The 13,014-nt window shown below is 62.3% G+C and carries 11 protein-coding genes and 1 riboswitch; of the genes, 3 read left to right on the plus strand and 8 right to left on the minus strand.

Going from position 1 to position 13,014, the window contains the following annotated elements:
- Positions 1-69: 69 nt before the first annotated feature.
- The 8 genes from PD885_RS10645 to ndk form a co-directional block, all read right to left on the minus strand.
- A complete protein-coding gene (locus PD885_RS10645) occupies positions 70-1,290 on the minus strand; it encodes a molybdopterin molybdotransferase MoeA (protein WP_002812938.1) in 1,221 nt (406 codons plus the stop codon).
- Positions 1,291-1,460: 170 nt separating this feature from the next.
- Positions 1,461-2,858: a ribosome biogenesis GTPase Der gene (gene der, locus PD885_RS10650; protein ID WP_002812940.1), complete on the minus strand. Its 1,398-nt coding sequence runs from the start codon at positions 2,856-2,858 to the stop codon at positions 1,461-1,463.
- Positions 2,859-2,868: 10 nt separating this feature from the next.
- Positions 2,869-4,086 carry an outer membrane protein assembly factor BamB gene (bamB, locus tag PD885_RS10655; protein ID WP_162597163.1) on the minus strand — a complete coding sequence of 406 codons (1,218 nt, stop codon included), beginning with the start codon at positions 4,084-4,086 and terminating at the stop codon, positions 2,869-2,871.
- Positions 4,086-4,724, minus strand: coding sequence for a YfgM family protein (locus tag PD885_RS10660; RefSeq protein ID WP_002812946.1), 639 nt, complete (start codon positions 4,722-4,724; stop codon positions 4,086-4,088). The genes bamB and PD885_RS10660 overlap by 1 nt, the downstream gene beginning before the upstream one ends.
- Before the next feature lie 70 nt (positions 4,725-4,794).
- Positions 4,795-5,658, minus strand: coding sequence for a helix-turn-helix domain-containing protein (locus tag PD885_RS10665; protein WP_088056862.1), 864 nt, complete (start codon positions 5,656-5,658; stop codon positions 4,795-4,797).
- Entirely contained in the window at positions 5,655-6,443 is a 789-nt protein-coding gene (pilW, locus tag PD885_RS10670; RefSeq protein ID WP_002812950.1) for a type IV pilus biogenesis/stability protein PilW, read from the minus strand. Before pilW ends, PD885_RS10665 begins: the two co-directional genes overlap by 4 nt.
- A gap of 10 nt (positions 6,444-6,453) precedes the next feature.
- Positions 6,454-7,659, minus strand: coding sequence for a dual-specificity RNA methyltransferase RlmN (gene rlmN / locus PD885_RS10675; protein ID WP_002812953.1), 1,206 nt, complete (start codon positions 7,657-7,659; stop codon positions 6,454-6,456).
- Positions 7,660-7,677: 18 nt separating this feature from the next.
- Positions 7,678-8,103, minus strand: a complete 426-nt coding sequence (gene ndk, locus PD885_RS10680) for a nucleoside-diphosphate kinase (RefSeq protein ID WP_002812972.1) — start codon at positions 8,101-8,103, stop codon at positions 7,678-7,680.
- 219 nt (positions 8,104-8,322) lie between these two features.
- Between ndk and PD885_RS10685 the strand changes: the two genes are divergently transcribed.
- The 3 genes from PD885_RS10685 to PD885_RS10695 all read left to right on the plus strand — a co-directional run bounded on the left by PD885_RS10685 (position 8,323) and on the right by PD885_RS10695 (position 12,788).
- On the plus strand, positions 8,323-8,955 hold the full coding sequence (locus PD885_RS10685; protein ID WP_002812974.1) for a TetR/AcrR family transcriptional regulator: 633 nt from the start codon (positions 8,323-8,325) through the stop codon (positions 8,953-8,955).
- A 25-nt stretch (positions 8,956-8,980) separates the two neighbouring features.
- Positions 8,981-11,353, plus strand: a complete 2,373-nt coding sequence (locus PD885_RS10690; RefSeq protein ID WP_002812976.1) for a 3-hydroxyacyl-CoA dehydrogenase/enoyl-CoA hydratase family protein — start codon at positions 8,981-8,983, stop codon at positions 11,351-11,353.
- A 229-nt stretch (positions 11,354-11,582) separates the two neighbouring features.
- Positions 11,583-12,788 carry an acetyl-CoA C-acyltransferase gene (locus PD885_RS10695; RefSeq protein WP_002812978.1) on the plus strand — a complete coding sequence of 402 codons (1,206 nt, stop codon included), beginning with the start codon at positions 11,583-11,585 and terminating at the stop codon, positions 12,786-12,788.
- 142 nt (positions 12,789-12,930) lie between these two features.
- A riboswitch (Fluoride riboswitch) is annotated at positions 12,931-13,006 on the plus strand.
- Positions 13,007-13,014 lie beyond the last annotated feature (8 nt).

The following is a 13,014-nucleotide window of genomic DNA, read 5'->3' on the forward strand; positions in this document are numbered from 1 at the left end:
ACACGCTTGCTGCAAACGCACCTGAGGTCTATTCGCTACGTATCGGTCGCCACCTGATTCGGTGAGCGATCAAAGCGCGTAAGGAATCACCCGTACGATCTCGCCCGCATCGAACCGTCGCGCCTGCTCCGGCAACACAATCAAGGCATTGCTATCGGCCGCGCCACGGAGCAGATGCGAGGCATCGCCACGATGCGGTAGCGCCGTCAGACGTCCGTCTTCGCCGCACTCCAGTCGCCCACGCAGAAACTCCAGGCGCTCGTGGCGCTTTTCCCACGGGCTTGCCAAGGCCGCATGCCATACCGGACGCGGCTCGCTACGTCCCTGCAAGCTATCCAGCAACGGCACGCCGTAAGCGATCAAGGTCGCCAGTACCGACACCGGGTTGCCCGGAAGACTCAACACCAGACAGAGGCCGATCTGACCTAGCAACGCCGGCATGCCCGGGCGCATGCGCACGCGCCAGAAATGGATACGGCCCAGTTCGCCGATCAACTGGGGCAGATAATCCTTTTCGCCCGCCGAGACACCGCCGCAGGTGATCACCACATCAAACGCCGCTGCCGCATCTTCCAGCATAGTGCGGATGCGCTGCGGATCGTCGGGCAAGGTCGGCCACGCCGTCGGCGCGTAGCCCAATGCCCGCAGCTGCGCCATCAACATGTCGCGATTGCTGTTGTAAATTTGCCCGGGACCGAGTGGCATGCCCGGCTCGACCAACTCATCGCCGGTAGCCAGGACCGCAATGGTCGGCCGCGGTGCTACCGCCAGCCGCGATACACCAAGCGCAGCGGCCAGGCCGATGCGTGCGGGGGTCAGTACCTGCCCGCTCTGGATCACCAGATCGCCAGCACGCACATCGCTACCGGCAAGCCGCACTGCGGCCCCCGACACAGGCATGGTGCGACAGCGCACCACACCATCGCGCTCGTCGGCGTCTTCTTTGGGGATCACGGTATCGGCGCCATCCGGCAGCGGCGCACCGGTGGTAATGCGCAGGCACTGCCCAGCACGCAGCGCGCCGGTCCAGAGATCACCAGCAAATTGTTCGCCGACCAATTGCAACGACGCATCGCCGCCAGCGACATCGGCATGTCGGAAAGCAAAGCCATCCATCGCGCTATCGGCGAACGGCGGCAGCGCGAGTGGAGCAATCAGATCGGCGGCGCAAATCCGCCCATCGGCACGCGAGGTAGCGATGTTTTCATCGGGCGGACGGCTATTGGCCGCGACGGCCTGCAGAATCTGCAGCGCATGTGCATAGGGAATGCGTGAGGGATAGTCAGTCATGGCGCACAGGATACCAGCGCGCCACGACAGCCAAGAGCGATCGCCAAAACGCGCATCTAGCTGACAACCGCGCGGCCACTGCGGGCAGCGATCTGCCGACGCCCACATCCGATCCCTACCCGCCTCCCCCAACACCTGACAACTGATTGCCAGGGCTCCCGGGGGCACGTTTACTTGCCCTTGACGTGCCGCATCAAGCGCCGCTTGCGCGCAACCTGCCGGTCGGAGAGCGTGTTCCTCTTGCCTTCGTACGGATTGGCACCTTCGCGGAAGATAAAACGCACGGGCGTACCAACCAGCTTGAAGCGCTTACGGAAGAAGTTTTCCAGGTAGCGCTTGTACGACTCCGGCAACACCTTCAACCGCGTGCCATGCACGATGAAAGTCGGCGGATTGGCGCCGCCCGGATGAACGTAGCGCAGCTTGGAAACATGTCCACGGATGCTCGGCGGCGGATTGGTCCCGTAGGCGATTTCCAGCGCCTGATTGACTTCGCTGGTGCTGAATTCATGCGTGGCCGATGCGTGTGCACGATGGATCGCCTGGAACAACTCGCGCATGCCCGAGCCATGCAGCGCAGAAATCCGCACCGCCTCGGCCCAGCTGACGAAACCCAGCTTGCGCGACAGCAGATCTTCGGCCTGCGCACGCTGGTATTCGGTCTGCCCATCCCACTTGTTGATCGCCACGACCAAGGCACGACCAGCGTCCAGAATCGCGCCAAGAATGGTTGCATCCTGGTCGGTCACGCCTTCGCCCGCATCGAGCATCAACACCGCAACCTGGCATTGCTCGATTGCCTGGAGGGTCTTGAACGCGCTGAACTTCTCTACCGCCTCTTCGACCTTGCCCCGACGGCGCAGGCCGGCCGTGTCGATCAGTCGGTATTGGCGACCATCGCGATCCATGTCCACGGCGATCGAGTCGCGCGTGGTGCCCGGCACTTCGGAAGCGATCATGCGTTCCTCGCCGAGCAGACGGTTCACCAGGGTCGACTTGCCCACATTTGGACGGCCAACAAAGGCGATGCGCACACGCGCCGGATCGGTATCGAGCAACTCGCCGGCGCCTTTCTCAGGCAGGCGTGCACCGACTTCTTCGAGCAATTCGTCAATGCCCTGCCGATGCGCGGCAGACAACGCCACCACATCGGAGAAGCCGTAACGCGCGAATTCCGAGCGCACGGTTTCTTCGTCGGTGCCGTCGATTTTGTTGATGACCAGCACGGTCGGCCGTGCCAGCTTGCGCAGCCAGGCCAGAATCTCGTCATCGAGTGAGGACGCGCCTTCGCGGCCATCGACCACAAATAGCACCAGATCCGCTTCGCCAGCGGCAGCACGTGCCTGACGCGCGGTGGCGCCGGCAAGGCCTTCCTCATCGCCGCCGATACCGCCGGTGTCGACGACAATGAAGGGGCGCTCCCCGTCGAGACGGCAGACCCCGTAATTGCGGTCGCGGGTAACCCCAGGCTGGTCGTGGACCAGCGCGTCACGGGTACGCGTCAGCGCGTTAAAAATGGTGGACTTGCCGACATTGGGCCGTCCAACCAGGGCGACCAGGGGCAGCATTACGAAGTCCTTATTGTGTCAACCGGAAGGCGGTCAGATCGCCATCGGTGTTTTGTACCAGCAGAATGCCATCGACGACCACCGGCTGCGCCAGCAGCGTGTCGCGTCCAGCGCGCTCGCGCGCGGCCAATGCACCGTCGCTGAGTTTCAGCCAGTGCAGATAGCCCTTGTAATCGCCAACCACCGCATAATCGCCCTGGATGGCGACACCGGTCAGCGAGCGGCGAGCCAAGGCAGCCTGCGACCACATCGCCGCACCACTGCTCTTGTCCAAGCCCCAAACCGAACCGGCGTTGTCCGACACCACCACCACGCTGGACGACACGCCAACACCACCAGCGCCGCCGTGATCGCGCGTCCACAGCGGCCGGCCGCTCGGGCCTTCCAGTGCGAGGGTTTCGTTCTTGAAGCTGGTCGCATACAGCGTGGTGCCGTCCAGTACCGAAGCACCGTCCACGTCGGACATCCGCTCCAGCTCGGTGCGGCCTTCCGGCACCCCGATGGCCTGCTCCCACAAGGAGCGACCATCCTGCAGTGCCAGCGCGCTCAAGGTGCCGCTGTCGTTGCCGACAAACACCACGCCCGGGCCAGTCACGATCGGTGCGTTGCCGCGCACCGACAAGGTCGGACCTTCTTCGGCATGGAACCAGCGGCGCTCGCCGGTCGCCGAATCGAATGCAGTCACGCGGCCGTCGTTGCTACGCACCAGCACCAGATTCTGCGCGATGGCCGGCGCGGCGATCACTTCGTTGGGCACCTTGGCGCGCCACTTTTCGGTACCGTCGGCCTGGTTCAACGCAATCACATCGCCAGACAGCGTACCGATCACGACCAGGCCTTCGCCAACGCCGGGTCCACCGGACAAGCGCTGCTTGAACTTGTGATCGTTGCGCTCTTCCTTCTTGGGCTTGTATTCCCACACGCGCTTGCCGGTCTGCAGGTCCAGCGCCTGCACGCCACCAGTAATCGCCGAGGCATATACCTTGCCGTCAGCCACTGCCGGACGCTGACGCACACCGATGTGTCCTTCGCCCTTGCCGATGCCGGTGGACCAGATCTTGTCCACTTTGACCGACGGCTCGAACTTGACCAGTTCGGAAGGTTCCTGCGCCTTCTTGGCAGCAGCATCTTTACCAGCAAACCAACCCTTGACGGTGCTGCAGCCAGCCAACGACATGCCCATCAGGGCAATCAATGCAACGCGCTTATACATGTCAACCTGCTTCATCAAATCTGCTCCGCCGGATCGGGCACTTTGCCGCCCACATCCATCAACTTGGTTTCCAGCAACCGGCGCTGCGGCGAGGCCACATCCACCGTGGTCAGGGCCTTGGTGTAAAGCGCACGCGCTTCATCCGGCTTGCCCTGCACGACCAGCGCATCGGCCCGGATCTCCAGGCTGGTGTGGTCCTGGGCATCGGCCAACAGCTTGATTGCCTCATCCGGCTTGCCGCTCTCGGTCAGCACGCGCGCAAGGCGCTGCCGCACGATCTGCTTGAGCTCCCCTTCGGCAGGTACGTCACGCAGGGTCTTGATTGCTTCGGCATTCTTGCCGGCGTCCAACTGGGCCTTGGCCAAACGCAGCGCGGCCAGCTCGGCGTAAATACCGCCCTTGCCGTTATCGAGCACCACGATGTCCTTGGCTGCCTTGTCCAGGTCCTTGGCCTGGATGGATTTGACCACCGCCTCGTAACGGGCGTTGGCTTCGACCAATTCGGTGTTGGTGAGCTTCTGCCACCACTGCCAGCCTAGAATCAGGGCCAGGCCAACCACAACGCCGCCTACCAGGCCCGCGCCATTTTTTCTCAACCAGGAACGAACGCGTTCGCCTTGTTCGTGTTCGTCCAACAGATCGTCGATCGCCATGCGTAATCTCGCTCCGTCATCCAGGAGGCGCGGAACATCTATAGGGAAAAATGAAAAACCGCAGTCCGCTTCACTCGGAAGCAGGTACCACGGAACCGTCGGAGGATACCGCAAAACGCGCCACGTTAGCGCGCTGGAACGGTTTCACATCGACGATACTGCCGCCTTGCTGAACCTGTACCGCCGATGCATTGCCCAGCACGACGCGGCCCACCTGACCCGGCGAATAGCTGCGACGTTCGCCGGCACGCACGAGTGCTTTTTCGACTGCGCTGCCATCCGGTGCCAGGATCTGCACCCAACTGTCGCCGCTGAAACTCAACGACAAACTGCCGCCACTGGTAGCACTAGCCGCAGTAGCCTCGGGCTCAGCAGTGGCGCGCGGCACTGGCGTCATCGACGCGATATATGGCGCCGGCTGCTCGCGCGGCGCGCTGGCCGGTTGAGCTGCAGCATTGCCCGGCCTGCCAGCCTTTGCGGCCTCCGGCATGCTATCCAGCGACACCATACTCGGCGCCCCTTTGCCGTCCAGATGTGAGCGGGTCGCGTACCAGACCGGCACCGCGAACACGCCGGTTATGACAACGTACATCGCCTTGCGCGCGGTGCTTTCGAGAATGCGACGCGCACGCGGGGTGTGAGTGTGGCTGATCAGCTTGACCGGTTCGATCGGTGCGATGTCTGCCTGCTGCAGCAGCGACTCCAGGTCGACCTGCAGCAAGCGCGCATAGCTGCGCAACTGACCGTGCACGAAGACCGGCGCACCGAGGCGCTGCCATTCTTCCTGCTCCAATGAGCGCACCACATGCGCCGGCATACGCAGCTTGCCGGCGACATCGTCCACGCTCAGACCTGCTGCTTGGCGCGCTTCGCGCAAATGCTGTCCGCAGCCCTTTTCCTGCTCGAAAAGGTTCGAATTGGAATCACTGATCACAATGCATTGGCCCCGGGAGTAGCGGTCGCTGCGTCAGGGAATTCCTTGACCAACCGCTGTTGGTAACGGCCGGCGGCTACCTTGTCGCCTAGCCCTCGCTCAATCTGAATGGCGAGTTGTAACACGGAAGCTGTCGCCGGTGCAGCCGCCAAACGTCGTTCGATAAAAGCACGGGCTTCGAAATAATTGCGACGCCCTGCTTCCGACCGTGCCATCGACTCAAGCGCGTACGGGTTATTCGGATCCAGGTCGAGCGCTTTGCGCAGATCGCTGACTGCACGCTCGGGCTGACCAGCCTCAAGTGCACAACCGCCCGCGTTGCCTAGTGCAGAAGCAGGAGATGCGTAGTTTCTGTCGATCAACGCGCGATCGAACCAGATCAACGATTCGGCAGGCGACCCATTCGCACACAGCCACGCACCGTAGTTGTTCAATACATCGCCACGCTGCGGCGCCAGTTCGGCAGCCCGGCGGTAGGAGGCGCCAGAACCCGTCACATCGCCCTTGGCTCCTTGGATCAACGCCAGCATGCCGATGGCATCCACCGACTGCGCGTCATTCTTCAATGCCGCACGGACCTGCTCTTCGGCACCGGCATAATCGCCGGTCTGCAGTCGATTGCTGGCCAACCCAAGCTTTTCCTGTACAGCCAGGCGGCTCTTGGTCGCCTTGCTGTCGCGGAACGAATACACCGGCGCGACTTCTTCCACGGTCTTGACCGAGCTGGCCTTGGCATTGCGACCACCGCAACCGACCGCGCCCAGCGCGATCGCCATGGCCACCATTAACGCGATATCACGCTGCCGCATCTCGATCGGCCTGCCCTTCCAATATGCGGCGGAACTCCGCCTGGCGACGGGTACGGTCCATGACCTGCCCTTTAAGCTGCCCGCACGCTGCATCGATGTCGTCGCCACGGGTGCGGCGAACCATCGTCAGCACCTGCGCGTCGAGCAGGATCTTCTGGAATGCGCGAATCTGTGCCTCGCCCGAGCGCTCGTAGCGCGTACCCGGGAACGGATTGAACGGAATCAGATTGACCTTGCCAGCGTCCTTGGACTGCACCGCATTGTCAAACTGACGCATCAATCTGGCCAGCTGGCGCGCATGCTCCGGCTGGTCGTTGATTCCTTTCATCAAGGTGTATTCGAAGGTCACCGAATCGCGCTTCTTGCTGCCGCGCAAATAGCGCGCACACGATTCCATCAACTCCGCAATCGGATATTTCTTGTTTAACGGCACCAGGCTCTCGCGTAGCGTGTCGTCGGCAGCATGCAGCGAGACCGCCAGCGAGACATCGCTTTCGGTCGACAACCTGTCAATCATCGGCACCAGACCCGAGGTCGACAGCGTGACCCGCTTGCTGGCCAAGCCGTAGCCCAGATCGTCGCGCATTACGCTCATCGCGCGCACGACGTTGTCGAAATTCATCAACGGCTCGCCCATGCCCATCATCACCACGTTGGTAAGACGGCGCTGCTGGTGCGGTACGTTGCCCAGATGGCGCGCCGCCGCCCACACCTGCCCGACGATCTCGGCCGTGGTGAGGTTACGGTTGAAGCCCTGGGTAGCGGTCGAACAGAAGGTACAGTTCAAGCCGCAGCCGACCTGAGAGGACACGCACAACGTACCGCGCCCCTTATCGGGGATGTATACCGTCTCGATCGCATTCTTGCCGTCGGTGCCCATGGCAAGTAGCCACTTGTGGGTGCCGTCAGTGGAAGGTTTGTCGAACACGATGTTCGGGACGAGAACCTCGGCGTGCCGGTGCAACTTCGCGCGCAGCGCCTTGCCGAGATCGGTCATCTGGTCGAAATCGGTGACGTAGCGATGGTGAATCCACTTCATCACCTGATGTGCACGGTAACGCGCCTCGCCGAGCGTCTCGGCGAAAAAGCGCTCCAGTCCCTCGCGATCGAGGTCGAGCAGGTTCTGCTTGCGCAGTTCCGGGGTGCGGACGGGAACGTCCTGCAACACGGAGGGGATCACGACCTCATTCACGATTCGACTCTCTCGTCCTCAGCGCGATACCACTTCGGTCGCGGCAAAAAAATAGGCGACTTCGTTGGCAGCATTCTCGACCGAATCCGACCCGTGCGCGGCATTGGCATCGATCGAATCGGCGAAGTCGGCGCGGATGGTGCCCGGCGCAGCGTCCTTGGGATTGGTCGCGCCGAGCAGGTCACGATGTGCGGCTACGGCATTCTCGCCTTCAAGCGCCTGGATCATCACCGGGCCGGAGATCATGAACTCGACCAGCGCGTTGAAGAACGGACGCTCGCGGTGCACCGCATAGAAACCTTCAGCTTCGCGACGCGACAGCTGCTTGTATTTGGCGGCCACAACCTTCAGGCCAGCCTTCTCAAAGCGGCTGTAAATTTCACCGATGACGTTCTTGGCGACGGCGTCAGGCTTGATGATGGATAAGGTGCGCTCCAGCGCCATGGGAAAATCTCCGTTGGGCGGGCCACTGAAGGCCCGAGGTTATCATGAAAAAAACCCACGACAAAACGCGGGCTTAGGCTTCTTTTTGATGATCAAGTCTATACTCTTCGCCGCTTCATTTGCACACCGCCCTCCGAATCGTGCTGCGTTGCCGCATGACCCGCGCGACGCCGAGCCCATAAGCTCAAACAATCGTTTGATTGAGCTCCATCTCCTCGCATGCCCAAGCCCGCTCACTTCTCCACCAAGTACCGCATCCTCGGCGCGGCCGAGGAGCTGTTCGCCCAGCACGGGTTCGCTGGGACTTCGCTGCGTCAATTGACCACCCAGGCCGATGTCAACATCGCTGCAGTCAACTATCACTTCGGCTCCAAGGAAAATCTGGTCAACGAAGTGTTCCGCCGCCGCATGGACGAAATGACCGCCGCACGTCTGCAGCAGCTGGAGGTGGCAAAGAAGTCGCAGCCGGGTGAGCTCACTGCCGTGCTCGCTGCATTCGTCGAGCCGGCCCTGGCGATGGCGCAAGACCGACAGAGCGGCGGCGCCTTCGTGCGCGTGATCGCACGTGCCTACGCCGAAAAGAACGACAACCTGCGCAAGTTTATGTCCGACCACTACGGACATGTGCTACGCGAATTCGGCAAGGCCATCGCCGCCTGCGTGCCGGGCCTGAGCAAGGAAGAGCTTTACTGGCGCCTAGACTTTCTGGCCGGCGCGCTGACCTATGCCATGGCCGATTTCGGCCTCATCAAGCGCCCTGCGGGCGTCAGCGAGGCCGACCACCGCGCGCATGCCGCGCGCGAACTGATTCGTTTTGCAGAACCCGGTTTCCATACCCATTCCACACCGTAGTCGCTCACACCAAAGGCTCATCGCTATGTCCAATCCGTTGCTAGTCCGTCGTGCCGCCGTGCTCGGTGCCGGCGTCATGGGTGCGCAGATCGCCGCGCACCTCACCAATGCTGGTGTCGACACCGTGCTGTTCGACTTGCCTGCCAAGGAAGGTCATGCCGAAGGTGTCGTGCTCAATGCCATCGCCAACCTCGGCAAGCTCCGCCCTGCCCCGCTCGCCAGCAAGGCGTTGGCCGAGGCGATCACGCCGGCCAATTACCAGAGCGGTCTGGAACAACTGCGCGACTGCGATCTGATCATCGAGGCGATCGCCGAGCGCATGGACTGGAAGCAGGACCTGTACAAGAAGATCGCTCCGTTCGTGGCCGATCATGCCGTGCTGGCATCGAACACCTCGGGCTTGGGCATCAACAAGCTCTCCGACGTGCTGCCCGAGCAATTGCGCCACCGTTTCTGCGGTGTGCATTTCTTCAATCCGCCGCGCTATATGCACCTGGCCGAGCTGATCCCGGCCAAGGGCACTGACAAGGCCGTGTTGGGGGGCCTGGAGAGCTTCCTGGTCACCACGCTCGGCAAGGGCGTCGTGTATGCGAAGGACACGCCGAACTTCATCGGCAATCGTATCGGCGTGTTCTCGATCCTGTCCACCATCCATCACACCGCCGAGTTCGGTTTGGGCTTCGATGAAGTCGATGCGCTGACCGGCCCGCTGGTTGGGCGCCCGAAGTCGGCAACCTACCGTACTTCGGACGTGGTCGGCCTGGACACCATGGCGCACGTGATCAAGACCATGGGCGACACCCTGCCCAACGATCCGTGGCACCAGCATTTCAAATCGCCGAAGTGGCTGGACGCGCTGATCGCCAAGGGCGCGCTAGGCCAGAAGGTCGGCGCCGGTATCTTCCGCAAGGACGGCAAGGACATCGTGGTGCTGGATCTGCAAAAGCAGGATTACAGAAACGCCGATCGCAGCGCTGCGCCGGACGTGGTCGAAATCCTCGAGATCAAGACCCCGGCCGAAAAGTTCGCCAAGCTGCGCGAAAGCCAGCATCCGCAGGCACAGTTCCTATGGGCCACATTTCGCGACCTGTTCCACTATAGCGCCTTCCATCTGGCCGATATCGCAGAAACTGCGCGCGACGTTGACCTGGCGATTCGCTGGGGTTACGGCTGGTCGCTGGGCCCGTTCGAAACCTGGCAGGCCGCAGGCTGGAAGCAGGTTGCTCAGTGGATTGCCGAGGATATTTCCAGCGGCAAGAGCATGAGCAGCACGCCGTTGCCTAACTGGGTGTTCGACGGCCGCGATGGCGTGCACGCCGCCGAAGGCTCTTACAGCCCCGCGCGTGATGCCCAGCTGCCGCGCTCGGCGCTGCCGGTGTACAAGCGCCAGCGCTTCCCCGATCCGTTGTTGGGCGAGCAGTTCTCGGCGGGCGAGACCGTATTCGACAACGATGGCGTGCGCATGTGGCACGACGGCGACGACATCGCGGTGGTCAGCTTCAAGACCAAGATGAACACCGTCTCCGATCACGTGCTCAATGGCTTGCAGGAAGTCATCGGACGGGCCGAGAAAGACTTCGCCGGGCTTGTGATCTGGCAGCAGAAGGAGCCGTTCTCCGCCGGCGCCGATCTGGCCGGCGCGCTGGGTCTGCTGCAGGCCGGCAAGGTCGATGCATTCGATGCCATGGTCGCCAACTTCCAGGCCACCAGTCAGCGCATCAAGTATGCGCAGGTGCCGGTGATTTCGGCAGTGCGCGGCCTGGCACTGGGTGGCGGCTGCGAGTTCCAGATGCACAGTGCCAAGGCTGTGGCATCGCTGGAAAGCTATATCGGACTGGTGGAAGCCGGCGTCGGTCTGTTGCCGGCAGGTGGCGGTTTGAAAGAAATCGCGGTGCGTGCCTCCCACGCCGCTGGCGCTGGCGGCGATGTGTTCGCCGAACTGAAGAAGACCTTCGAGACCGTGGCGATGGCCAAGGTGTCCAACTCGGCAGTCAACGCCCAGGAACTGGGCCTGTTGCGCGCGACCGACAAAATCGTGTTCAACAGCTTCGAAGCGTTGCATATCGCCAAGGCCGAAGCGCGCGCACGAGCCGAAGGCGGCTACCGCGCACCGCTGCCAGCACGCCGCATACAGGTCGCCGGCAATGTCGGTATCGCCACCTTCAAGATGCTGCTGGTCAACATGCTGGAAGGCCGTTTCATCAGCGAATACGACTATGAAATCGCCACCCGCATTGCAACGGTCATGTGCGGCGGTGAAGTCGATCGCGGCGCACTGGTCGACGAAGAATGGCTGCTCAAGCTGGAGCGCACGCACTTCGTCGAACTGGCCCAGCAAGAAAAGACCCAGGCACGGATTGGGCACATGCTCAAGACGGGCAAGCCGTTGAGGAACTGAGATATGTGATTGGTGATTGGGGATTGGCAACAGCGATTTCCCGTCTCTCTAACGATTTGTTTCGCCGGATAGTCAGCGCCGGCATTTGTGATCAGGGATTGGGCACGCGCAACGGCGTTTCCTCTGCCTCCAAACATTCCATCCCGCCGGGCGGGAACATTCGGACACCGGGACTCGTTCTGACCAATCCCCACTCCCGAATCCCCACTCCCGGCTTTCGGATAAAGCCATGAGCAAGCAGATTCAAGAAGCCTACATCGTTGCCGCCACCCGCACCCCAGTCGGCAAGGCGCCGAAGGGCGTGTTCCGCAATACCCGTCCAGATGACATGCTGGCGCACGTGCTGCGTGCGGTGGTTGCACAGGCGCCGGGCATCGATTTGTCGCGGATCGACGACGCCATTATCGGTTGCGCGATGCCAGAGGCCGAGCAAGGCATGAACGTGGCGCGCATCGGCGTGCTGCTGGCTGGCCTGCCGATTACCGTAGCCGGTCAGACCATCAACCGTTTCTGTTCGTCCGGCATCCAGGCCGTGGCGATGGCCGCCGACCAGATCCGTCTTGGCAACGCCAACCTGATGCTGGCCGGCGGTACCGAGTCGATGTCGATGGTGCCGATGATGGGCAACAAGGTCGCCATGTCACCGAGCGTGTTTGCCGACGACCATGTCGCCATTGCATACGGCATGGGCATCACCGCCGAGAAGGTCGCCGAGGAATGGAAGGTCTCGCGCGAGGATCAAGACGCGTTTGCCCTTGCCTCGCATGAGAAAGCGATTGCCGCCATTGCTGCCGGCGAGTTCCGCGACGAGATCACCCCGTACGAGATTCTGTCGCACCATCCCGACTTGGCCGGCAATGTGATTGCGTTGCGCAAGCGTCTGGTCTATACCGACGAGGGGCCGCGCCCGGATAGCTCGATCGAAGGCTTGGCCAAGCTGCGCCCAGTGTTCCGCAACGGACAGTTCGGCGGCAGCGTCACCGCCGGCAATTCCTCGCAGATGAGCGATGGCGCCGGTGCAGTGCTATTGGCCTCCGAGCAGGCGATCAAGGACTACGGCCTGACCCCGCTTGCGCGCTTCGTCAGCTTCTCGGTAGCAGGCGTGCGCCCGGCAGTGATGGGCATCGGCCCGGTCGCGGCGATTCCCAAAGCGCTCAAGCAGGCCGGTCTGAGCAAGGACCAGCTCGACTGGATCGAGCTCAACGAAGCATTTGCCGCGCAGGCATTGGCAGTGATCCGCGACAGCGAATTGGATCCGTCCAAGGTCAACCCACTCGGCGGCGCAATCGCACTCGGTCACCCGCTGGGTGCTACCGGCGCGATCCGTGCTGCCACGCTGGTGCACGGCCTGCGTCGTCGTCAGCATAGGTACGGCATGGTCACCATGTGCATCGGCACCGGTATGGGCGCGGCGGGCATTATCGAAGCACTGTAAATGCCACATGGTTGCCAACCCTGCCGGCAGCCATGGCAAAACCAATGAAGGCCAGAGAGCAACCGCTCGCCGGCCTTTTTGCAGGCTTGATGTATCGGGATGGGCCGACTGTCTGGACAGGGGGGGCGGAGCGGGATTAGTCTAGATGCTCGGAGATGGCGTTCCTCCGCGCTGTTCCATCAACCGTAGCGATCGCTACTGATGACGCCTACAAAAACTCTGGCCC

The organism is Xanthomonas fragariae (genome assembly GCF_900183975.1).
GTDB lineage: Bacteria > Pseudomonadota > Gammaproteobacteria > Xanthomonadales > Xanthomonadaceae > Xanthomonas > Xanthomonas fragariae.

What these genes read in the sequence shown, in the direction of transcription:
- PD885_RS10645 (WP_002812938.1), bottom strand. Translation starts at nt 1,290, where the DNA reads ATGACTGACTATCCCTCACGCATTCCCTATGCACATGCGCTGCAGATT.
- der (WP_002812940.1), bottom strand. Translation starts at nt 2,858, where the DNA reads ATGCTGCCCCTGGTCGCCCTGGTTGGACGGCCCAATGTCGGCAAGTCC.
- bamB (WP_162597163.1), bottom strand. Translation starts at nt 4,086, where the DNA reads ATGAAGCAGGTTGACATGTATAAGCGCGTTGCATTGATTGCCCTGATG.
- PD885_RS10660 (WP_002812946.1), bottom strand. Translation starts at nt 4,724, where the DNA reads ATGGCGATCGACGATCTGTTGGACGAACACGAACAAGGCGAACGCGTT.
- pilW (WP_002812950.1), bottom strand. Translation starts at nt 6,443, where the DNA reads ATGGTGGCCATGGCGATCGCGCTGGGCGCGGTCGGTTGCGGTGGTCGC.
- ndk (WP_002812972.1), bottom strand. Translation starts at nt 8,103, where the DNA reads ATGGCGCTGGAGCGCACCTTATCCATCATCAAGCCTGACGCCGTCGCC.
- PD885_RS10685 (WP_002812974.1), top strand. Translation starts at nt 8,323, where the DNA reads ATGCCCAAGCCCGCTCACTTCTCCACCAAGTACCGCATCCTCGGCGCG.
- PD885_RS10690 (WP_002812976.1), top strand. Translation starts at nt 8,981, where the DNA reads ATGTCCAATCCGTTGCTAGTCCGTCGTGCCGCCGTGCTCGGTGCCGGC.
- PD885_RS10695 (WP_002812978.1), top strand. Translation starts at nt 11,583, where the DNA reads ATGAGCAAGCAGATTCAAGAAGCCTACATCGTTGCCGCCACCCGCACC.